This is a genomic window from Micromonospora sp. MGP-C2, assembly GCF_057766525.1.
In genome coordinates this window covers 6,613,219-6,634,668 of record NZ_JBYMEN010000002.1, presented here as the reverse complement: position 1 = coordinate 6,634,668, position 21,450 = coordinate 6,613,219, and the positions used below count along the sequence as shown (strand labels likewise).

Below are 21,450 nucleotides of genomic sequence, written 5' to 3'. Positions count from 1 at the left end.
CGCCGTCAGGGGGCGGCCCGCACCAGGTCCACGAAGTACGCGTGCACGCGCAGGTCACCGGTCAGCTCCGGGTGGAACGAGGTGGCCAGCAGGTTGCCCTGCCGGACCGCCACGATCCGGTCGGCGGCCGGGCCGTCGGTCACCGTCCCGATCACCTGAACGCCGGCACCGACCCGCTCGACCCAGGGCGCGCGGATGAACACCGCGTGGACCGGCTCCCCCGGCACCCCGGTGATCTCCACCGGTGCCTCGAACGAGTCGACCTGCCGGCCGAACGCGTTGCGCCGGACGGTCATGTCGATGCCGGCGAAGCCCCGCTGGTCCGGTCGGCCGTCCAACACCACCGTCGCCAGCATGATCATGCCCGCGCAGGATCCGTAGACCGGCATGCCGTCCGCGATCCGCTTGTCGATCGGCTCGCGCATCTCGAAGATGTCGGTGAGCTTGCTGATGGTGGTGGACTCGCCCCCGGGGATGACCAGGCCGTCGACCGCGTCCAGCTCGGTCGGACGCCGGACCGGGCGGGCGTCCGCGCCCGCCGCGGCCAGTGCCGCGACGTGCTCGCGGACGTCCCCCTGGAGCGCGAGAACGCCGATCCGGGGTGCCGTCACGTTCACACCGTTCCTCTCCGGTTCACGCCGCCCGAAGGAGCGCTCACCAGCCGCGCTCGGCCAGGCGGTGCGGCTGCGGGATCTCGTCGACGTTGATGCCGACCATCGCCTCGCCGAGACCCCGGGAAACCTTGGCCAGCACGTCCGGGTCGTCGTGGAAGGTGGTGGCCTTGACGATCGCGGCGGCCCGCTGGGCCGGGTTGCCGGCCTTGAAGATGCCGGAACCGACGAAGACGCCCTCCGCGCCGAGCTGCATCATCATCGCCGCGTCGGCCGGAGTGGCGATCCCGCCCGCGGTGAACAGCACCACCGGCAGCTTGCCGCTCTCGGCGACCTCCTTGACCAGCTCGTACGGGGCCTGCAGCTCCTTGGCCGCGACGTACAGCTCGTCGGTCGGCAGCGAGGACAGCCGGGCGATCTCCTGGCGGATCTTCCGCATGTGGGTGGTGGCGTTGGAGACGTCACCGGTGCCGGCCTCACCCTTGGAGCGGATCATGGCCGCGCCCTCGGTGATCCGGCGCAGCGCCTCGCCCAGGTTGGTCGCGCCGCAGACGAAGGGCACCGTGAAGGCCCACTTGTCGATGTGGTTCGCATAGTCCGCCGGGGTCAGCACCTCGGACTCGTCGACGTAGTCGACGCCGAGCGACTGGAGGATCCGCGCCTCGACGAAGTGACCGATGCGGGCCTTCGCCATCACCGGGATGGAGACCGCCTCGATGATCCCGTCGATCATGTCGGGGTCGCTCATCCGGGACACCCCGCCCTGCGCGCGGATGTCGGCGGGCACCCGCTCCAGGGCCATCACCGCGACGGCGCCGGCGTCCTCGGCGATCTTGGCCTGCTCGGCGTTGACCACATCCATGATCACGCCGCCCTTGAGCATCTCGGCCATGCCACGCTTCACGCGGGCGGTGCCGACGACGGGGGCGGTACCGGTGTTCGAGGCGGTGTTTTCGGGCACGGGTCATCGCTCCTTGGACGGGCTCCTCGGGGTGGCAGCGAAAATGCTACGCGCGGGTCAACGCCGCACCGACAGCCAATCAGACCCCCGGTGGCCTGCTCTGTGGCACCGATCACCGGCCCACCGGGTCAGCTCGCGGGCACGTCCGCGGGCACCGTAAGGGTCGGGTCGTCGATGTCGAAGTAGCGCGGCCACTCCCGGCCCCGCCCCATCCGCAACAACCGCACCAGCGGCCGGCTGCGCGCCGAACGGGCGTCCCGCACCAGGTCGGTGTGCACCTGGCGGGACAGCGCGAGCCGGCGACTGGCGGCGATGACCGCCCCGCAGTCCGGATCGCCCTGATCCAACGGGACGGAACGCAGCTGCCGGGTCAGGTCGTTCTCCGCCGCCTCCCGCTCGTCCGGGCTGGCGTCCAGGGCGATCCGGGCCGCCGCGTACAGCTCCACGCCGAAGCGCCGCTCGGCCAGCACGGCCGCCGCGGCCGCCCGACGCAGCAGGTGGGCGTCGAGAGCCCGGGCCGCCAGCTCCGCGCGGCTCTGCAACCTCTCGACCCGGCCGGCGGTCCAGATGAGGTACGCCGCGACCAGCCCCACGACCACGCTCGCGGCCACCACCCACCACATGTGCCGCATCGTAGTGCTGCTCCGTTTCAGCTCCGAGTGGGTGCGGTCACGCCGGACAACCGGTCGCTGCCGCACCATCCGTCACACCGGTCAGCCCAGCCCCACCCATTCCTGGTCGATGACCCGCCCGTCGGTTGCTTCGATCGCCGCTGCGTATACCTCCAGAACGCGGCGAGCAACCACGGGCCAGTCGAAATTCGCCACGACCTGATCCCCGCAGGCGGTCAGTGCGGCCCGACCCGCCGGGTCGTCCAACAGCTCGGCCAGGGCGTCGCGCAGCCCCGCCGGGTCACCGGTGGGAAACAGCCGGCCCGCACGCCCACCGTCGAGCACCCGCCGGAACGCGTCCAGGTCGCTGGCGACGACCGTCGTACCGGCCGCCAACGCCTCGGTGAGGATCATGCCGAAGGACTCGCCGCCGGTGTTCGGTGCCACGTAGAGGTGCACACTGCGCAGCATCCGCGCCTTGTCCGGTTCGGTGACCAGGCCGAGGAACGTGACGCGCTCGTGCAGGTCGGGCGGGAACTGGTCGTACAGGTCGTCGGGATCACCCGGGCCAGCGACGAGCAGCCGTAGCCCCGGCCTGGTGGCGGCCAGCGCCACGAACGCGTCGCGTAGCACCGGGAAGCCCTTTCGCGCCTCGGTGAACCGGCCCAGGAAACCCAGCGTGCCGCCGGTGCCCGGGCCACACTCACCCGGCCAGCCCGGCAACGGCTCGACGTCGGCGAACTTCGCCACCGCCACCCCGTTGGGGATCTCCACCGCGCCGCCGTCCATGTGCTCGACCTGCACCTTGCGGGCCAACGCGCTGACCGCGATCCGGGCGGTGATCCGCTCCAGCACGATCTGGAGCACACCCTGCGCCGCCGCCAACACCCGCGAACGGGTCATCGCGGTGTGGAACGTGGCCACCACCGGGCCGCGAGCGGAGAGCACGGCCAGCAGCGACAGGCTCAGCGTGAGCGGCTCGTGCACGTGCAGCACGTCGAAGTCGCCATTGGTGATCCAACGCCGGACCCGGGCGGTCGAGACCGGACCGAACGCGATCCGGGCCACCGATCCGTTGTACGGCAGCGGCATGGCACGGCCGGCGGACACCACGTACGCCGGCAGCGGTGAATCCTCGTCGGCCGGGGCGAGCACGCTGACCTCGTGGCCGAGCGCGATCAGCGCCTCGGCGAGGTCCATGACGTGGTTCTGCACCCCGCCGGGGACGTCGAAGGAGTACGGGCACACGATGCCGATCCGCATGCGTCAGCGCCCCCTGTCCGTGACCGTGGGACACCATCCCGGCGCGCCCGCCTCGCTCACGACTGCGGGGCTCCGCTGCGCTGCACTCCTCGCGCTCACCGTGCCCACCACCCCCTCAGACCTGCCCGGAGGCCGACGAGGGCAGCTCCGTGCCGTCCCCCGTCCTCCGCTGGTCCAGCCACATCCGCTGCAACATGTGCCAGTCTTCCGGATGCCGGGCGATGCCCGCCGCCAGACGATGGGCGATCAGCTGGGTTAGCGTTCGGACCCGCTGGTCCAAAGGCCCCACCTCGGGTCCCGGGACCGGCAGCGGGCCGGCGAGCGACGCGCACGCGGCGTCCGGTTCGTACCACATCGAGGCCACGTAGAGCGGCGCTCCGGTGTGCAGCGCAAGCAGTGCGGGCCCGGCCGGCATCCGGGTCTTCCCGCCGAAGAAGTCCACCTCCACCCCGCGGGCGGAGAGGTCCCGGTCGGCCAGCAGCGGCACCACCGCACCGGCGCGTACCCGGTCCAGCAGCACGTCGAACGCCGGACGTGGCCCGCCATGCGTCGGCAGGATCTCCATCCCGAGGACCTCTCGGAAGGCCAGGAACCGCTTGTACACGCCCTCCGGCTTGAGCCGCTCCATGACGGTGGCGATCGGCCAACCGGTGGCCGCCACCCAGGCGCCCGCGGCGTCCCAGTTGCCGGCGTGCGGCAACGCCACCACCGCGCCCCGGCCGGCGGCCACGTCCGCGGCGAGCAACTCGGCGCCGTCGAGCCGGAAACCGGACAGGATCTGCGCGCGGCTCAGCGAGGGCAGCCGGAACGCCTCCATCCAGTACCGGGCGTACGAGCGCAACCCGCGCTTGACGAGATCGTCCAGCTCGGCGTCGGGCAGGTCCGGGCCGACCACCCGGCGCAGGTTCGCGCGCAGTCGGGCCGTACCCCCGCCGCCGGTGCGGTGGGCGCGGTCCGCGCCCGCCTGGAACGCCGCCGCCACCAACGGCCGAGGTAACGCGCGGACCACCCGCCAGCCGGCGACGTAGCCCAGCTCGGTGAGGTTCACGCGGCCCGGCCGCCGGTCGTCCGGCGCCGGGTCCCCGCCGCGCCGCTCACGCCTGACCGTCCGGCTGGAGCTGCTGGGCCTGGCGGTAGACGTGCGCCATCCGCTGCCCCACCGTGAAGATCGACACCGCGGCGAGCAGCCAGAGCGCGATCTCCAGCGCCGGCTTCACACCGACGCCGGTGAGGATTCCACCGACCCCGACGATCAGCAGCCGCTCGGTGCGCTCGGCGATGCCCACGTTGCAGGTCATGCCGAGCCCCTCGGCGCGAGCCTTCACGTAGGAGACCAGGCTGCCTGCGGCCAGGCAGACCAACGCGGCGGCCACCCCGGAATAGTTGCCCTCCGTGGCCAGCCAGTACGCGACGGCACCGAAGACGGCGCTGTCGGCGACCCGGTCCATGCTTGAGTCGAGGAACGCGCCGAACCTGGTGGAGCCGCCGCTCATCCGGGCCATCGTCCCGTCGAGCAGGTCGGTGAGCGCGAACAGGGTGACGATCAACGCGCCCGCGACCAGATGGCCGCGGGCACCGAAGCCGAGCGCGCCGACGAGCACACCAACGGTGCCCGCGACGGTGACGGCATTGGGGGTGACGCCGGCGCGCAGAAGGGCGCGGGCAATCGGCTCGACGACGCGGGTCATCCCCGCGCGGGCCGACACTTGGAAGATCTTCGCCATGGCGGTCCCCACGATAACGGTCGCCCCAGCTCCGCCGATACGGCCGGTCCCGCCGACGCGCCTGCGAGAGGCTTGTGCCTACCCGACGAGGGGTGTGAGATCGAGCCGGGAGGTGAGCCAGCTCACCCGTCCACCCGTCCCGTTCCCGCTGTGCAGCAGACCACCGGAGGATATCGCCGCGCTCTCGCCCCGGGCCGCTTCCACCTCGCGCGGCGGTCGCCACCCACCACCGGCTGAGGGAGGTGCGCCCCATGGCGCAAAAGCATGAGAAGGGTTCCACCGGCGGCACGCCGGTGCTGACCGAGCCCGAGCGGGTCCGCAACGTGGTGCTCGTCGGGCACTCCGGAGCGGGCAAGACGACACTGGTCGAGGCGCTGCTCGCGGCCACCGGCACGATCGGCCGGGCCGGCAGCGTCGTCGACGGCACCACTGTCGGCGACCACGACCCCGCGGCCGTCCGCCAGCAGCGCTCGGTCAGCCTGTCCTGCGCGCCGCTGCTGCACAACGGCATCAAGGTCAACCTGCTGGACACCCCCGGGTACGCGGACTTCGTCGGCGAGCTGCGCGCCGGGCTGCGGGCCGCCGACGCAGCGCTCTTCGTCGTCTCGGCGGCGGGCGGCATGGACGCGGCCACCGTCGCGCTGTGGGAGGAGTGCGCGGCCGTCGACATGCCCCGCGCGGTCGCGGTGGCCCGACTGGACCAGCCCCGCGCCGACGTCGACGAGACGGTGGCGCTCTGCCAGCGCCTCTTCGGCGACAACGTGATGCCGCTCTACCTGCCGATGCTCGGCGACGACGGCGTGTCCACCGAGGGTCTGCTCGGCCTGATCACCCGCCGGGTCTTCGACTACTCCGCCGGGCTTCCCGCCGACGTCCGCGATCCCGACCCGGAGCACCAGCGGGCCATCGACGAGTCCCGCGACGAGCTGATCGAGGGGATCATCGCCGAGAGCGAGGACGAGACCCTCATGGACCGCTACCTCGACGGCGAGGAGATCAGCACCGAGGTGCTCATCGATGACCTGGAGAAGGCCGTCGCCCGGGGCCACTTCTACCCGGTGGTGCCGGTCTGCGCCGCGACCGGTGTCGGGCTGGACGTGCTGTTGGAGGTGCTGACCGCCGCGTTCCCGTCGCCGCTGGAGCACGAGTTGCCGGCGGTGACCGGCGTGGACGGCTCGCCGCGTCCGCCGCTGACCTGCGACCCGGCCGGGCCGCTAGTCGCGGAGGTCGTCAAGACCACCATCGACCGCCACGTCGGCCGGGTGTCGCTGGTCCGGGTGTTCTCCGGCACGTTGCGCCCCGACCAGACCATGCATGTCTCCGGCCACGGCATGGCCGAACGCGGGCACCCCGACCACGACGCCGACGAGCGGGTCGGGCACATCTTCACCCCGCTGGGCGCCACCCTGCGGGAGGTGCCGCTCTGCGTGGCCGGCGACATCTGCGCGATCACCAAGTCGGGCAGCGCCGAGACCGGCGACACCATCTCCGCCCGGGACGAACCGCTGCTGATCGCACCCTGGGAGATGCCGGAACCGCTGCTGCCGGTGGCGGTCGTCGCCCACAGCCGCGCCGACGAGGACGCCCTGGCCCGCAACCTCGCCCGCCTGGTCGCCGGCGATCCCACGCTGCGTCTGGAGCGCAGCCCGGAGACCCACCAGTTGGTGCTCTGGTGCATGGGTGAGGCACACGCTGACGTGGTGCTCGACCGGCTGCGCGCCGGCGGCGTCGAACTGGACACCGAGCCGGTCAAGGTGTCACTGCGCGAGACGCTGACCGTGCCCGCGAGGGGGCATGGCCGGCACGTCAAGCAGTCCGGTGGCCACGGCCAGTACGCGGTCTGCGACATCGAGGTCGAGCCCCTGCCCCCGGGCAGCGGCTTCGAGTTCGTCGACCGGGTCGTTGGCGGCGCGGTGCCGCACAACTACATCCCCTCGGTCGAGAAAGGTGTCCGCGCCCAGCTCGAACGTGGCCTGGTCGCCGGTCACCCGGTGGTGGACCTGCGGGTGACCCTGGTCGACGGCAAGGCGCACAGCGTCGACTCCTCCGACGCGGCCTTCCAGACCGCCGGTGCGCTGGCGTTGCGCGACGCCGCCGACCGTGGCCAGCCGGCGTTGCTGGAGCCGATCGACGAGGTCACCATCCGGGTGCTCGACGGCTCGGTGGGCCCCGTGATGGGCGACCTGTCCAGCCGGCGCGGCCGGGTGCTCGGCACCGAACCGGACCCGGACACCGAGGGCCGCACCCTCGTCCGCGCCGAGGTGCCGGCCACCGAGTTGCTGCGCTACGCCGTCGAGCTGCGCTCGATGACGGCTGGCACCGGCACCTTCCGCCGTCACTTCGTCCGGCACGACCCCATGCCCGCGCACCTGGCCGACCAGATCCGCAAGGAACACACCCCCTGACCATCGCCCCCATCACGTCCGCCGCCCGGAGCCCGGAGCCCGCGATCCGCGAGGCATCACAACTCGTGCTCGACAGGGTCGGTGCGGCGGGTTGGCATGGCATGTCGCGCGCCCTGTAGAGCTGCCCCAGATCTGGGCCAGCTCTACCCGCGCGCCGGGACCTGACCGAGCCGCCGCCCCAGGCACACCGCAGCTTCACAGGCCACCGCCACCCAACCAGGCCAGGCCAGGCCACCCAACCAAGCCACCACCACCTGACCAGGCCAGGCCAGGCCAGGCCACCCAACCAGGCCACCGCCCCAGATACGGGGCAGCTCTACAGGAGGCCGCACTCACATGGGCGGTGGGCACCTGAGTCCGGGACGGAACGGCGGCACGGACCGGACGGGTACGCCGGACGGGTACGCCCGACAGGTGCGGATGCCCCGGTCAGGGGTGGATGGTGGGGTGCGTGGGAGGGGGCCAGTAGGGGCGGTCGGCGTCGCGGAGGGCTGCGGTCCGCAGGGCGGCCAACTGGCGCTCCACCTCGACGAACTGGTCCGCCGGCAACGGGCCCCGGTGCAGGGCAGCGGCGTTCTCCTCGACCTGGGCGACCGTACGGCAGCCGGGGATCGGGATGGTGCGACCGCTGCGGGCCCAGATCCAGCCCAGCGCGCCCTGGGCGAGGGTGCGCCCGTCGGCGGTGAGCGCCGCACGGACCGCGCCGACCCGGCGCAGCCACTCGGGTGCGGGCCGACCACCGCGGAACCACTCCAACCAGCCGGGGGCCAACCCGCGTACGTCGTCGCGGGGCAGGGTCGACCCGGACGAGTACTTGCCGGTGAGCAGACCCATCCCCAGCGGGCCCCGGTTGACGCTGGCCAGGTCGTACTTGTCGCAGACGGCGAGCAGTTCGGGAGCGTCCCGCAGCACCGACAGGGTGTGCTGCACGGCGGTGGCACCGGCGGCGGCCTGCCCGAACGCGGTGGCCCGGTCGGGACGGTCGGTGCTCCACCCGTACGCCCGGATCAGGCCCTCGGTGACCAGGTCCTCGCAGGTGCCGATGAGCGCCTGCGCCCGCGGCACCGGCAGGTCGGCCAGGTGCAGCTGGTAGAGGTCGATCCGGTCAGTGCCCAACCGGCGCAGCGAGTCGGTGACGGCCCGGCGCAGGTACGCGGGCGACGCGTCCTCCCCGGTGGCCTGTCGGCTCGCCTCGTCGAAGGTGTAACCCCACTTGGTGGCGATCACGGCCTCGTCCCGGCGGCCGGCGAGCGCGCGGCCGAGCACCCGCTCGCTGTGCCCGGCGCCGTACGTGTCGGCGGTGTCGAAGAGGGTGATGCCCTCATCGAGCGCCCGGCGTACCGCCCGAACGGACTCGTCGTCGTCGACCGCGCCCCAGCCCAGCGGTTGGGCGCCCTCCGCCCAGGGGCCGCCGATCGCCCAGCACCCCATGCCGAGGGCGCTGACCTCGATGCCGCTGCGTCCCAACGTCCGTGTCGTGACTGCCATCGGCCGATCGTGCCACCTTCGCCGGGTCGGGGCGTAGCAGATCCCGAGGCGGAATTGAGGATGCGCACCCACCGGTGGGGTGCGGCATGATCGACGCCATGCGACGGCTGGGTGTGGACATCGGCGGTGTGATCATCGAGCCGTACGCCGCGCTGCTGTGCGCCGGCTAGCCGGACCGGCGCGGCCCTCGCGCTCCGGCGGCGGTCAGGACGGCCAGGCGCGGGCCAGCAGGTCGCGGGTGTCACCGAGCAGTTGCGGCAGGACCTTGGTGCGGCCGATCACCGGCATGAAGTTCGCGTCACCGCCCCAGCGCGGCACCACGTGCTGGTGCAGGTGCGCGGCGATGCCAGCGCCGGCCACCCCGCCCTGGTTCATGCCCAGGTTGAAGCCGTGCGCGTTGCTCACCTTGCGGATCACCCGCATCGCGGTCTGGGTGTACGACGCCAGCTCGGTGGTCTCGGGCACGTCCAGGTCGGTGTAGTCGGCGACGTGCCGGTAGGGGCAGACGAGCAGGTGCCCGGGGTTGTACGGGTAGAGGTTGAGCACCACGAAGACGTGCTCGCCGCGGGCCACCACCAGGCTCTCCTCCGGCGGCAGCTTGGGGGCCCGGCAGAACGGGCAGCCGGTCGGCTTCTCGTAGCCCTCGGCCGGGCGGTCCTCGCCGGAGATGTAGGTCATCCGGTGCGGCGTCCAGAGCCGCTCCAGGCCGTCCGCCATGCCGTCGATGTCCGTGTGCCGTTCCGCCCCTGTCACGAGCCGATCCTACGGAGCCACCCAGGCGGGCCGCGACACCCGCTGTCGGGAAAACTCTTTGCTGCAAGTTCTTGACGGATCAATGCCCAAACCTGAAACTTTCTGCATCCAAGAACTTCCATGCATTGATGGAGGGCTCCATGATCCGACGGCTCGGCCGGCTCCTCGCGGCACTCGCCCTGACTGCCGCCACCACAGTGGCCGGCGTCACCCTCACCGCCGGCGCCGCACAGGCGGACGGCTGCTACACCTGGGGTCGCGCCCTGTCCCAGGGGATGTCCGGCGAAGACGTCCGGCAACTCCAGATCCGGGTCGCCGGCTACCCCGGCTATGGCGCCGTGCTCACCATCGATGGCGCGTTCGGCCCGGCCACCCGGTCCGCTGTCATCCGCTTCCAGCAGGCGTACGGGATGTCGGCGGACGGCGTCGCCGGCGCGCAGACGTTCAACCGGCTCTACGCCCTCCAGGACGACGACTGCACACCGGTCAACTTCAGCTACGCCGAGCTGAACAACTGCAACAGCACCTGGGCCGGCGGCGCGGTCTCGGCGAGCACGGCGCGGTTCAACGCGCTCGTGTCGATGTGGAAGCTCCAGGCCATGCGGCACGCCCTCGGGGACGTGAACATCGCGATCAGCAGCAGCTTCCGCAGCTACACCTGCAACAGCGCGGTCGGCGGGGCGTCGAACAGTCGACACCTCTACGGTGACGGGGTCGACCTGGTCGGGTCCCCGTCCTTCTGCCGGCTGGCCCAGCAGGCCCGCTACCACGGCTTCGGGCAGATCCTCGGCCCCGGCTACCCGGACCACAACGACCACACCCACGTGGCGGCGGTCGGCGGCTGGTCAGCACCGAACTGCGGCATCTGACCGCAGGCGCCGACTCCTGGCGTCGGCCTCCGGGCGAAGATCGCGCCCGAACATGGAAGTAGTGGCCTCCCCACGCCGGGGAGGCCACTACTTCCTGGATCGAGCGCGATCTTGCGGCGGGCGGGCCGCGCGGCGGGCGCGCGACCGCGCGGGCGGCGCTACTCCGCGGCGGCCGAGGGGCCGATGTTGGTACGCGAGCTGACCACGTCCAGCACGTGAGTCACCGCCTCGGCGACCGGCACCCCGTTGCGCTGTGAGCCGTCGCGGTAGCGGAAGGAGACCGTGCCCGCGGCCACGTCGTCGTCACCGGCGATCACCATGAACGGGATCTTCTGCTGCTGCGCCGTACGGATCTTCTTCTGCATCCGGTCGTCACCCGCGTCCACCTGGGCCCGGATCCCCTCGGCGCGCAGCGCCGCGACGAAACCGTGCAGGTAGTCGGTGTGGTCCTCCCGGATCGGGATGCCCACCACCTGCACCGGCGCCAGCCAGGCCGGGAACGCGCCCGCGTAGTGCTCGGTGAGCACCCCGAAGAACCGCTCGATCGACCCGAACAACGCCCGGTGGATCATGACGGGCCGCTGTCGGGTGCCGTCGGCGGCCTGGTATTCCAACCCGAACCGCTCCGGCTGGTTGAAGTCGACCTGGATGGTGGACATCTGCCACGTCCGGCCGATCGCGTCCCGCGCCTGCACGGAGATCTTCGGCCCGTAGAACGCCGCGCCGCCCGGGTCGGGCACCAGGTCCAGACCCGAGGTCGCGGCGGCGGTCCGCAGCGCCTCGGTCGCCTCGGCCCAGTCCTCCTCGGCCCCGATGAACTTGGGCGAGTCGTCCCGCGTCGACAGCTCCAGGTAGAAGTCGTCCAGGCCGTAGTCGCGCAGCAGATCCAGCACGAAGCTGAGCAGCGCGGACAGCTCCCCGGCCATCTGCTCACGGGTGCAGTAGATGTGCGAGTCGTCCTGGGTCAGGCCACGGACCCGGGTCAGGCCGTGCACGACGCCGGACTTCTCGTACCGGTAGACGGTGCCGAACTCGAACATCCGCAGCGGCAGCTCCCGGTACGACCGCCCGCGCGACCTGAAGATCAGGTTGTGCATCGGGCAGTTCATCGCCTTGAGGTAGTAGTCCGCGCCCTCCAGCTGCATGGGCGGGAACATGGTGTCCGCGTAGTACGGCAGGTGACCGGAGGTCTGGAACAGCTGCGCCTTGGAGATGTGCGGGGTGTTGACGAACTCGTACCCCGCCTGCTCGTGCCGCTGGCGGGAGTAGTGCTCCATCTCGCGGCGGATGATGCCGCCCTTGGGGTGGAAGACCGCCAGGCCGGAGCCGATCTCGTCGGGGAAGCTGAACAGGTCGAGGTCCGCGCCGAGCTTGCGGTGGTCGCGCCGGGCGGCCTCCTCCAACAGCTTCAGGTACGCCTTGAGCTCGTCGCGGGTCGGCCACGCCGTGCCGTACACCCGCTGCAACTGCGGGTTCTTCTCCGACCCACGCCAGTACGCGGCGGCCGAGCGCATCAGCTTGAACGCGCCGATCAGGCGGGTGGTCGGCAGGTGCGGGCCCCGGCACAGGTCCGACCAGCAGACCTTGTCCTCCTTGGCGTCGAGGTTGTCGTAGATGGTCAGCTCGCCGCCGCCCACCTCCATCACCTCGTCGGTGTCCAGGCCCTCGCCCTTGACCTCGATCAACTCCAGCTTGAACGGCTCGTCGGCCAGCTCGGAGCGCGCCTCGTCCAGGCTGTCGAAGCGGCGGCGACGAAACCGCTGCCCGGACTTGATGATCTCCTGCATGCGCTTCTCGAGCTTGCTGAGGTCATCGGGCTGGAACGGCTTGTCGACGTCGAAGTCGTAGTAGAAGCCGTTCTCGATGGGCGGGCCGATGCCCAGCTTGGCCTCGGGAAAGATGTCCTGCACGGCCTGGGCGAGCACGTGCGCGGTGGAGTGGCGGAGCACGTTCAGCCCGTCGGGCGAGTCCAGACTGACCGGCTCGACGACGGTCTCCTCGGCCGGCGACCAGTCCAGGTCGCGCAGCTGGCCCTGCGGGTCACGGACCACGACGATCGCCTTGGGGCCGTTCGCGGGCAGTCCGGCCGCGGCCACCGCGTCGGCCGCCGTCGTCCCGGCGGCGACGACGACAGGGTCGGCCACGGCGGGGGTACGGGGTGCGGACACGGTGACTCCTCCAAGTGGTACGAAACGGTGCCGATCCTCGGCTCCTGCCGATGCTATCGGTCGCCCCACCCTCGACCGGGAAGGGCACCTTCCTCACGTCCGCGTTGAACCTTTCGCGCCTCGCAGCCGAACTACAGAGTGTGGCCGGAACCGGTGCCGGTCGCGCGGACACGGATGGGGGCACGAGATGGCGAGCACGCACGGCGGCGAGCGCCGACGGCGGATCACGGGGGTGACCGCGCTGACCGCCGCCGGGCTGCTGCTCTGGCCCGGCACGGCGCACGCGGTGGACGTGACGACCACCCCCACGGAGGCCCGGCAGGGCGACGCCGTACGCCTGGAGTTCAGCGTGCCGGAGGAGCGGGCCGGCACGAAGACCAACCAGATCGAGGTCCGGTTGCCGGCCGACGCGCCGATCGCCGAGGTCTACCCGATGTCGGTGAACGGCTGGGCGCCCCGAATCAGCTCCCGCACCCTGGACAAGCCGGTGGCCGGCATCCACTCGTCCGGCGTGAGCACGGTGACCACCGCGGTGACCTGGGTCCGGGTCGGCGAGAGCGACCCCGGCCCGGCCCGGCTGGCGCTGTCCATGGGGCCGATGCCGCAGGCGGAGCGGCTCACCTTCGAGGTGGTCCAGACGTACGCCGATGGCACGGTGGTCCGGTGGGCGGACGCCGCCGGTCCGCACCGGGCCCCGGCGCTCACCCTGCTGCCGGCGGCGCCCGGCGCGGCGGGTCAGGCCGCACACGGCGGGCACGGCGGTCCGGGGGCCGGTGCGCCAGCCGCTGCGGACAGCGGTGTCGACGCCCCGGCCGCTGGGGCGGGCGGCGCGGACGAGGAGTCCGGCAGCGCCGACGGCATGTTGGCCGCCGGCCTGCTGGCCGGCCTGGGCGGCGGCGCGGCGATCGGTTGGCTGGTCAGCCGGTGGCGCCGACGCGACCCAGGCGAGGCCACCGCACTGGCCGAGGTGACCGGCGGAGCGGACGAGGACCAGACCCCGACGCTCGCCGAGGTCACCGGCCGCACGGACCAGGACCAGACGCCCGCGGTTTCCGCGTCATCTCGGTGATCCACTCGGGTTCCCGGAAACCGCGGCATCAACGCCGCACGGGCACCCCGATTCGCAGAAACCCGAGTCGATCATGACCCAGGCGGCGGTCCAGGCCAGCCGGGCCGGGCCGGCAGGCCGGGTGGTCAGGGCAGCCAGGAGGGTAGCGGCTCGCGGGCGGCCAGCCACGGCTCGGGCACGCCCCCGGGGGTGCCGACACCGGTGTACGCCGCCACCACCGCCCCGGCGATGGCGGACGTGGTGTCCACGTCCCCACCCGCCCGCACGCACGTCCGGATCGCCGTCGGATAGTCGTCGAGGTGGGCGGCGGCCACCCAGAGGGTGAACCCGACGGTGTCCTGCGCAGTCACCCGGGAGCCGTTGCCGAGCGCCGCCACCACCTGGGGCAGTGGCCGGCCGAGCAGCCCGGCCGCCCGGTTCACGCTCCGGTGCACCTCGGTGCCCGGATCGAGCGCGGCGGCGATCCCGGCGAGCAGCCGCTCCGGGGCTGGCCGGTGCCCGTCGAGGCGCGCTCGGGCGGCCAACGAGGCGGCGACAGCGACCGCGACGGCGCCGGCGATGCCCTCGGGGTGCGCGTGCGTCACCTCGGCCGAGGAGCGGGCCTGGGCTGCGGCACGCGCGGTCGAGTCGGCGAAGTACGCGCCCAGAGGGCCGACCCGCATGGCCGCGCCGTTGCCGCAGGAGCCCTGACCGTCGAACGCGGAGGCGGCGGCCAGCGGCCACGGGGTGCCGGTGCGGATCAGCCGGAGGATCAGCGTCGCGCCGGCGCCGTAGCCCCGGCGCGGCTCGCAGCGCTCGGCGAAGGCCAGGGCCAGCCGGTCCCGGTCGATGCTGCCGGAGTCGGCGAGCTCGGCGAGGACCGAGCAGGCCATCTGGGTGTCGTCGGTCCACTCCCAGGGCGACGGCGGCAACGCCTGCGGGGTGAGATCCGCAGGTGCCGACCCCGGCAGGAAGTACTGGGCGCCGAGCGCGTCGCCGGTGGAGAGACCGGCGAGGCTGTCCCGGGCGAGTGCCAGGCGGGCATCGGCGAACAGGGTGAACGACATCGTCGTACCAGCTTGCCCCCTCGCCAGGCACGTCGCAACGCGATCAACTTGCCAGGCCCAGTACGGTCTTGTCGTGGCCTCCGTGCTCCTGGTCGAAGACGATCACGTCGTACGCGGCGCGATGCTGCGGTCCCTCACCGACCGGGGGCATGCCGTGCACGCCGTGGGTACGGCGTTGGACGCGCTGCGCCGTGTCGCCGCGGAGACACCCGACCTGGTGGTGCTCGACCTGGGTCTGCCGGACCTGGACGGCTCGGACGCGCTGCGGATGCTGCGCGGCATCACCGACGTCCCGATCATCATCGCCACCGCCCGCGACGACGAGCAGTCGGTGGTCAAGCTGCTGCGTGCCGGCGCGGACGACTACATGGTCAAGCCGTTCACCGGGGCGCACCTGGACGCGCGGATCACCACGGTGCTGCGCCGGGCCGGGCGGGCCAGCCGGACGGTGCAACCCGCTGTGCACAGCGTCGGCGGGCTCAAGGTGGACGTGGGCGAACGCAGTGCCCAGCTCGACGGGGAGCCACTGGCGCTGACCCGCAAGGAATTTGACCTGCTGGCGTATCTCGCCGCGCGACCTGGGCGGGTAGTGTCCCGCCGGGAACTCTTGGAGGAGGTATGGCGGCAGCCATCGGTCGGCGAGGATCAGACCATCGACGTTCACCTGTACTGGCTCCGCAGAAAGATGGGCGAGTCCGCGGCGAAGCCGCGCTACCTGCGCACCGTGCGGGGGGTCGGGTTCCGGCTGGTGGCACCGGACTGAGGACGGCGCTGGCCCTGCTCACGGCCGGCATGTGCAGTCTCGTCGCGCTCGCGTTCCTGATCCCCCTCGGCCTCAGCCTGCGTGAGCAGAGCCGGGACGAGGCGATCGCCGACGCCGCCCGGCGCAGCGCGCTGGTGACCGGCGCGCTGGCGGTCAGCACCGACCCGGCGGTCGTCGAGCGTGCCGTGGTGGCCAGCGCCGAGGGTGCCCAGACCCGGCCGGTGGTGCACGGGTTGGGTCTGGACGAGTCCGCGGGCCGGGCCAGTGGCAGTGACCTGGACCGGGCCCGTGCCGACCGGCGGTCGCTGGTAGTGGACGTCGACGGCGGTGTGGTCCGGCTCGACCCGGTGGTCCTCGGTGACCGGACGGCCGTGGTCGAGGTGTTCCTCCCGGATTCGACGCTGGGCGAGGGTGCCGGCGGCACCTGGTTGCTGCTGTTCGCGGTCGGCGCGGCGATGGCCGGCGCGGCGGTGCTGGTGGTCGACCGGGTCGCCGCCCGCGCGGTGGACTCGACCCGAGGTCTGGTGAAGGCCGCACTGTCCATAGGCGACGGCGACCTGGGCGTACGGGTCGAGCCGACCGGTCCCCGCGAGCTGGCCGAGGCCGGGTACGCCTTCAACCGGATGGCGGACCGGCTCGACGCGGCCCGCACCGATGAGCGGGAGCTGGTGGCCGACCTGTCGCACCGTCTGCGTACCCCGTTGACGGTGCTGCGGTTGGACGCGGAGGCGTTGGAGTCCGACGACACCAGCGTGGGTTCGTTCAGCCCGGCGGAGTTGGACCGACTCCGGGGCATCCGGCGGATCCGGCAGGCGATCGTCACCCTGGAGGGTGAGATCGACGTGCTGATCAAGACGACCCGCAAGTCGGTGGCGCACGAGGCCGGTCCGGCGATGTGCGACGTCAGCGAAGTGGTGCGGGACCGGATGGTGTTCTGGGCGGCCCTGGCCGGCGACCAGAACAGGCCGCACCGGGTGAACGGCGCGCAGTTGCGCATCCCGGCGCCGGTGCCGCGGGCCGAGCTGGCCGCCGCGCTGGACGCGGTCATCGGCAACGTCTTCCGTTACACGCCGCAGGGCACCGCGTTCGAGGTGGCCGTGTCCCGACGCGACGGTTACGTGGCGATCCGGATCGACGACGCCGGTCCCGGCATCACCAACCCGGACCGGGCGCTGCGCCGGGGCACCAGTGACCAGGGTTCGACCGGGCTGGGGCTGGACATCGCCAAGCGGGTGGCGTTACAGGCCAACGGGTCGGTGAGCATCGACCGCGCCCGGCTGGGCGGGGCCAGCGTGGTGATGCTGCTCGCCGACCCGGAGGCGACGCCCCGGCAGGTGAGCCGCTTCGGTCTGGTCGGCCGGATGGCCCGCGACGCCCGGGACACGAAGTCCAGCGGACGTCGCTGGCCCCGCCAGCGCCCCACCGACGAGTGACCGCAACGGCCCGGGTTGTGGGCTGGCGCAAGTCTTCCTTAGATCGCGGTTAACGATCGCGTGTGACCGGCTTCGGGCTGACAGGATCAGTGCACGAACCCACCAGTTTCACCGGTCGAGCGCACCACGCACCCCCGGCCGGTGAAGCCGCGCGCGCGGCGGGAGTCTCAGGTCCCCCCACACCCACGCTCCCGCCGCGCGCCCCGCTCCCCCGAACGGCCAGCGGCTCAGCCGCGCTCCGGCCGCCCAGCTCAGCCGGCGGTGGCGAGGTACGCGTCGATCTCGGCGCTGATCCGCTGCTTGCCGGCGGGGTCGAGGAAGGACGCGGTCACCGCGTTGCGGGCCAGCCCGGCCAGACCCTCGCGACCGGCCCCGAGCAGACGGGCCGCCACCGCGTACTCGTCGTTGAGGGTCGTGCCGAACATCGGCGGGTCGTCGGAGTTGATGGTGACCAGCAGCCCGGCCTCGACCAACTGGGGCAGCGGGTGCTCGTCGAGGCTGGCCACCGCCCGGGTCCGTACGTTGGACGTCGGGCAGATCTCCATCCCGATCTGCCGCTCCGCCAGGTGTGTGAGCAGCTCCGGGTCCTGTGCGGCGGAGATGCCGTGCCCGATGCGCTCGGCGCCCAGCTCGTTCAGCGCGTCCCAGATCGTCTGCGGCCCGGTGGTCTCCCCGGCGTGCGGCACCGAGCGCAGACCGGCCGCGCGGGCCTGGTCGAAGTAGGGCCGGAACTGCGGTCGGGGCACGCCGATCTCCGGGCCACCCAGACCGAAGCTGACCAGCCCGTCCGGGCGTTCCTCCAGGGCGATGCGCAGCGTCTCCTCGGCGGAGGGCAGACCCGCCTCGCCGGGGATGTCGAAGCACCAGCGCAGTTCGAGGCCGAAGTCGGCCAGGGCGCGCCGGCGGGCGTCCTCGATCGCCTCGCAGAACGCCGGCGCGGGGATGCCCCGGCTCACGTGCGAGTACGGGGTGATGGTCAGCTCCGCGTACCGGACCTGTTGGCGTGCCAGCTCCCGGGCCACCTCGTGGGTGAGGATCCAGACGTCCTCCGGGTCGCGGATGAGGTCCACCACGCTCAGGTAGACCTCGATGAAGTGCGCGAAGTCGCGGAACTCGAAGTAGGTGGCGAGCGCCTCCGGGTCGGCCGGCACGGGGGTGCGTCCCTCGTGGCGGGCTGCCAGCTCGGCGACGATCCGGGGCGAGGCGGAGCCGACGTGGTGCACGTGCAGCTCCACCTTGGGCAGGCCGGCGATGAAGGTGGGCAGGTCGGTCACAGGTTCTCCTGGGCATGGTCGCCGGTGCGGGCGACGACGAAGACGCGGCGGAACGGGAAGTACACCTGACCCTGCCGCACCGGGTACGCCGCGGTGAGTCGTACCCCCAGCTCGGCCCGGAAGGCCGACCAGCCGGCGGCGTCCAGCGCGGCCCGGACCGGGCGCAGCGCGGTGCCTTCCATCCAGGTCAGCACCGGGTGCTCGGCGGCGGGCCGAGCCGGCAGCAGGTGCACGTAGGTAGTCTCCCAGGCATCCACGGCGCAGCCGGCGGCGGTCAGCAGCGCCGCGTAGTCGGCCGGGTCGTCGACCGGGTCCGCGCGCAGCAGCGGGGCGATCTCGGCCCGCCAGGCCGGCTGGTCGGCGACCTCGCGCAGGGCGAGGTGCGACGGGGCGGCGAAGTTGCCGGGGACCTGCATGGCCAGCCACGCCCCGGCGGGCAGCTCGCCGGCCCAGCGGCGCAGCAGCTCCTGGTGACCCGGCACCCACTGGAGCGCGGCGTTGCTGACGACCACGTCCTCGTCGCCGGTCGGACGCCAGTCGCGCAGGTCGGCGACCGCGAAGTCGACGGGAGTGCCGAGGGCGGCGGCCCGGTCGATCATCTCGGGTGAGGAGTCCAGGCCGAGCACCCGGCTGGTCGGCCAGCGCTGGGCGAGGGTGGCGGTGAGCTGGCCAGGGCCGCAGCCGAGGTCGACCACGGCCCGGGGCCGCTCGGCGGGGATCCGCGCGACGAGGTCGTGGAACGGCCGGGACCGCTCGTCGCCGAAGCGCAGGTAGGTTGTCGGGTCCCACATCGCAGCCTCCCAAACCGTACGTCCGTCTTGTTTCAAGATACGGCTCGCGTGGCAGGCCGGCAACCCGATCACTAGGCTCGGGGCATGGAACAGCGCAGCTTCAACCGGCTCGGCCGGACCGTCGGCGCGGTCGGCCTGGGCGCCTGGCAGCTCGGCGCCGACTGGGGCACCGTCAGCGAGGGCGACGCGATGGCGGTGCTCGCCGCCGCCGTGGACTCCGGAGTCACCTTCCTCGACACCGCCGACGTGTACGGCGACGGTCGCAGCGAGCAGCTGATCGGCCGCTTCCTGCGCTCCCGACCCGACGCCGGGCTCACCGTCGCCACCAAGATGGGCCGCCGCGTCGAGCAGCGGCCGGAGGCGTACACCCTGGCCAACTTCCGGCAGTGGACCGACCGCTCCCGAGCCAACCTGGGCATGGACACGCTGGACCTCGTCCAGCTGCACTGCCCGCCCACCGCCGTGTTCTCCTCCGACGAGGTCTTCGACGGCCTCGACACCCTCGTCGCCGAGAAGGCCATCGCCGGGTACGGGGTCAGCGTCGAGACCTGCGACCAGGCCCTCACCGCGATCGACCGGCCGGGCGTGGCGAGCGTCCAGATCATCCTCAACGCGGTCCGCCACAAGCCGCTGGAGCGCGTCCTGCCGGCAGCCGCGGCGGCCGGCGTGGGCATCATCGCCCGGGTGCCACTGGCCAGCGGCCTGCTCTCCGGCCGGTACGACGAGCACACCGAGTTCGCCGCCGACGACCACCGCAACTTCAACCGCACCGGCGCGGCCTTCGACGTCGGCGAGACGTTCTCCGGCGTCGACTTCGCGCAGGGCCTCGCCGCCGTACGCCGGCTGGCGCCGCTGGTCGACGCGGACCGCACGATGGCGCAGTTCGCGTTGCGCTGGGTGCTCGACCAGCCGGGCGTCACCGTGGTCATCCCCGGCGCCCGCGACGCTGACCAGGCCCGGCGCAACGCCGCTGCGGCGGACCTGTCGTCGCTGAGCGACGACCAGCTGACAGCCGTACGCGAGACCTACGACGAGCTGATCCGCCCGCAGGTGCACGACCGGTGGTGACCCGCACGCCCGGGGTGCTCGCGTCGCGCCACCCGGCCGACCATGCTGGAGGGCGACGCGCCGCCTCGGGTGTCGGAGAGGGGACGCGATGAGGGGCTGGCTCTCGCTCACCCTCGGCCTGCTGGCCGTCGTGATCGGTGCCGTGTGGACGGTGCAGGGCCTCGGCTATGTCAGCGGCAGCGTGATGACCGACCAGAAGATCTGGGCGGTGATCGGTCCGATCGTGGCACTGGTCGGGCTGGTGGTGCTCTGGCTCGGCCTACGCTCGCGCCGCCGACGCTGACCAACTGGCCCTGGTGGCCTGGCACGGAAAAGCCCCGCATCCCTGGAAGGGTGCGGGGCTTTTCAACGGCCCTGTGCCGGACCGTCCCACTGACCGGCGGGGGCCGGCCATCTCACTCAGATGGGACGGACCTGCTCAGCCTGCGGGCCCTTCTGACCCTGAGCGATCTCGAACTCCACCCGCTGGTTCTCCTCCAGCGAGCGGTAGCCGCTGGTCTGGATGGCCGAGAAGTGGACGAACACGTCAGCACCCCCACCATCGACGGTGATGAAGCCGAAGCCCTTGTCAGCGTTGAACCACTTCACGGTTCCCTGAGCCATGTGTATCTCCCTCTAAAAACTGGCGGCCGTGCACGCCGTCCGGCCGATTGGCCGTTTTCGAGCAGCGGTGCCTGAGGCGGCCCCACGAAGGAGACTTCTCTCAACCCACGCCATCTCGCAACAGCGGGGACCAGCAAATCACGGAGGTAAAAAGTCTGTCACGACCTCTCCGACGAATTTCTCCGACATGTGACCTGACGGATGCCTCGGTTCCGCTGGGCGGCGTCCGAAGCCATGCGAAAGCACCCTTCCCATCGATGCGGGAAGGGGGCTGAAGTCGCTGTGTGGTCAGTCCGGCCAGCTGCCGGTCATCCGGCGGACGCCGACCGCGCCGCCGCGGTCCACAGCGGCCCGGACGACCGCGAAGATGGCCCCCTGCAACGCCGCCGCGGCCAGGATCTCGCCCCAGCCGCGATCCTCGTCGATGGCGTTGGGTGCCTCACCGTCGCCCGCGGTGACCTTCCAGACCTGCCGGAAGATCGCCCCGGCCACCGTGCCCGCGGCGATACCCAACAACACGCCTACCGGCCGGTATGCGACCCTGCCGATG

General features: G+C 72.3%; 21 protein-coding genes. 7 read left to right on the top strand and 14 right to left on the bottom strand.

Annotation, left to right across the window (positions count from 1 at the left end):
• Positions 1-5: 5 nt before the first annotated feature.
• The 6 genes from pdxT to pgsA form a co-directional block, all read right to left on the bottom strand.
• Positions 6-611: a pyridoxal 5'-phosphate synthase glutaminase subunit PdxT gene (gene pdxT / locus AC3CF1_RS30500; protein WP_354980567.1), complete on the bottom strand. Its 606-nt coding sequence runs from the start codon at positions 609-611 to the stop codon at positions 6-8.
• A gap of 43 nt (positions 612-654) precedes the next feature.
• Entirely contained in the window at positions 655-1,572 is a 918-nt protein-coding gene (gene pdxS / locus AC3CF1_RS30495; RefSeq protein WP_357851363.1) for a pyridoxal 5'-phosphate synthase lyase subunit PdxS, read from the bottom strand.
• 128 nt (positions 1,573-1,700) lie between these two features.
• The gene (locus tag AC3CF1_RS30490) at positions 1,701-2,204 is read right to left on the bottom strand and encodes a hypothetical protein (protein WP_354980566.1); all 504 of its coding nucleotides are present in this window, start codon (positions 2,202-2,204) and stop codon (positions 1,701-1,703) included.
• Between the two features lie 81 nt (positions 2,205-2,285).
• Positions 2,286-3,446 (bottom strand): glycosyltransferase family 4 protein, encoded by a 1,161-nt coding sequence (locus AC3CF1_RS30485; RefSeq protein WP_355161564.1) that lies wholly within the window; start codon positions 3,444-3,446, stop codon positions 2,286-2,288.
• Positions 3,447-3,561: 115 nt separating this feature from the next.
• Positions 3,562-4,494, bottom strand: coding sequence for a phosphatidylinositol mannoside acyltransferase (locus tag AC3CF1_RS30480; protein WP_488451812.1), 933 nt, complete (start codon positions 4,492-4,494; stop codon positions 3,562-3,564).
• 46 nt (positions 4,495-4,540) lie between these two features.
• Complete coding sequence (gene pgsA / locus AC3CF1_RS30475; RefSeq protein WP_088947359.1) at positions 4,541-5,170, bottom strand: phosphatidylinositol phosphate synthase; 630 nt, start codon at positions 5,168-5,170, stop codon at positions 4,541-4,543.
• Between the two features lie 251 nt (positions 5,171-5,421).
• On the opposite strand from pgsA, the gene AC3CF1_RS30470 reads away from it, so the two are divergent.
• The gene (locus AC3CF1_RS30470; RefSeq protein ID WP_488451811.1) at positions 5,422-7,575 is read left to right on the top strand and encodes an elongation factor G-like protein EF-G2; all 2,154 of its coding nucleotides are present in this window, start codon (positions 5,422-5,424) and stop codon (positions 7,573-7,575) included.
• Positions 7,576-8,004: 429 nt separating this feature from the next.
• Here AC3CF1_RS30470 and AC3CF1_RS30465 read toward each other — a convergent pair whose 3' ends face one another.
• Together AC3CF1_RS30465 and AC3CF1_RS30460 are read right to left on the bottom strand one after the other, a co-directional pair.
• Positions 8,005-9,063, bottom strand: a complete 1,059-nt coding sequence (locus tag AC3CF1_RS30465; protein ID WP_488451810.1) for an aldo/keto reductase — start codon at positions 9,061-9,063, stop codon at positions 8,005-8,007.
• Between the two features lie 204 nt (positions 9,064-9,267).
• Entirely contained in the window at positions 9,268-9,780 is a 513-nt protein-coding gene (locus AC3CF1_RS30460; protein ID WP_172862178.1) for an HIT family protein, read from the bottom strand.
• A gap of 176 nt (positions 9,781-9,956) precedes the next feature.
• On the opposite strand from AC3CF1_RS30460, the gene AC3CF1_RS30455 reads away from it, so the two are divergent.
• Positions 9,957-10,685: a D-Ala-D-Ala carboxypeptidase family metallohydrolase gene (locus AC3CF1_RS30455; protein WP_088947355.1), complete on the top strand. Its 729-nt coding sequence runs from the start codon at positions 9,957-9,959 to the stop codon at positions 10,683-10,685.
• 158 nt (positions 10,686-10,843) lie between these two features.
• Here the strand turns inward: AC3CF1_RS30455 and thrS are convergent, their stop codons facing one another.
• The gene (gene thrS / locus AC3CF1_RS30450) at positions 10,844-12,853 is read right to left on the bottom strand and encodes a threonine--tRNA ligase (RefSeq protein WP_210793087.1); all 2,010 of its coding nucleotides are present in this window, start codon (positions 12,851-12,853) and stop codon (positions 10,844-10,846) included.
• Between the two features lie 187 nt (positions 12,854-13,040).
• Here thrS and AC3CF1_RS30445 point away from each other — a divergent pair, with 187 nt between their 5' ends.
• Positions 13,041-13,922 carry a DUF1775 domain-containing protein gene (locus tag AC3CF1_RS30445; protein WP_354980563.1) on the top strand — a complete coding sequence of 294 codons (882 nt, stop codon included), beginning with the start codon at positions 13,041-13,043 and terminating at the stop codon, positions 13,920-13,922.
• 125 nt (positions 13,923-14,047) lie between these two features.
• On the opposite strand, the gene AC3CF1_RS30440 is transcribed toward AC3CF1_RS30445, so the two are convergent.
• Entirely contained in the window at positions 14,048-14,968 is a 921-nt protein-coding gene (locus tag AC3CF1_RS30440) for an ADP-ribosylglycohydrolase family protein (RefSeq protein ID WP_354980562.1), read from the bottom strand.
• Between the two features lie 73 nt (positions 14,969-15,041).
• On the opposite strand from AC3CF1_RS30440, the gene AC3CF1_RS30435 reads away from it, so the two are divergent.
• Both AC3CF1_RS30435 and AC3CF1_RS30430 read left to right on the top strand, forming a co-directional pair.
• Positions 15,042-15,731 carry a response regulator transcription factor gene (locus AC3CF1_RS30435; RefSeq protein WP_099852139.1) on the top strand — a complete coding sequence of 230 codons (690 nt, stop codon included), beginning with the start codon at positions 15,042-15,044 and terminating at the stop codon, positions 15,729-15,731.
• Between the two features lie 29 nt (positions 15,732-15,760).
• Positions 15,761-17,164, top strand: coding sequence for a HAMP domain-containing sensor histidine kinase (locus AC3CF1_RS30430; RefSeq protein ID WP_355162463.1), 1,404 nt, complete (start codon positions 15,761-15,763; stop codon positions 17,162-17,164).
• Positions 17,165-17,415: 251 nt separating this feature from the next.
• Here AC3CF1_RS30430 and AC3CF1_RS30425 read toward each other — a convergent pair whose 3' ends face one another.
• Positions 17,416-18,438: an adenosine deaminase gene (locus AC3CF1_RS30425; protein ID WP_210793089.1), complete on the bottom strand. Its 1,023-nt coding sequence runs from the start codon at positions 18,436-18,438 to the stop codon at positions 17,416-17,418.
• Positions 18,435-19,229 (bottom strand): trans-aconitate 2-methyltransferase, encoded by a 795-nt coding sequence (locus AC3CF1_RS30420; RefSeq protein ID WP_488451809.1) that lies wholly within the window; start codon positions 19,227-19,229, stop codon positions 18,435-18,437. The genes AC3CF1_RS30425 and AC3CF1_RS30420 overlap by 4 nt, the downstream gene beginning before the upstream one ends.
• An 84-nt stretch (positions 19,230-19,313) precedes the next feature.
• On the opposite strand from AC3CF1_RS30420, the gene AC3CF1_RS30415 reads away from it, so the two are divergent.
• Both AC3CF1_RS30415 and AC3CF1_RS30410 read left to right on the top strand, forming a co-directional pair.
• Entirely contained in the window at positions 19,314-20,297 is a 984-nt protein-coding gene (locus tag AC3CF1_RS30415; RefSeq protein ID WP_354980559.1) for an aldo/keto reductase, read from the top strand.
• Between the two features lie 88 nt (positions 20,298-20,385).
• Positions 20,386-20,580, top strand: a complete 195-nt coding sequence (locus tag AC3CF1_RS30410) for a hypothetical protein (protein WP_088947347.1) — start codon at positions 20,386-20,388, stop codon at positions 20,578-20,580.
• A 116-nt stretch (positions 20,581-20,696) separates the two neighbouring features.
• Here the strand turns inward: AC3CF1_RS30410 and AC3CF1_RS30405 are convergent, their stop codons facing one another.
• Positions 20,697-20,900 carry a cold-shock protein gene (locus tag AC3CF1_RS30405; RefSeq protein ID WP_030338233.1) on the bottom strand — a complete coding sequence of 68 codons (204 nt, stop codon included), beginning with the start codon at positions 20,898-20,900 and terminating at the stop codon, positions 20,697-20,699.
• Between the two features lie 288 nt (positions 20,901-21,188).
• Positions 21,189-21,449 carry a DUF4235 domain-containing protein gene (locus tag AC3CF1_RS30400; RefSeq protein ID WP_371409995.1) on the bottom strand — a complete coding sequence of 87 codons (261 nt, stop codon included), beginning with the start codon at positions 21,447-21,449 and terminating at the stop codon, positions 21,189-21,191.
• Position 21,450 lies beyond the last annotated feature (1 nt).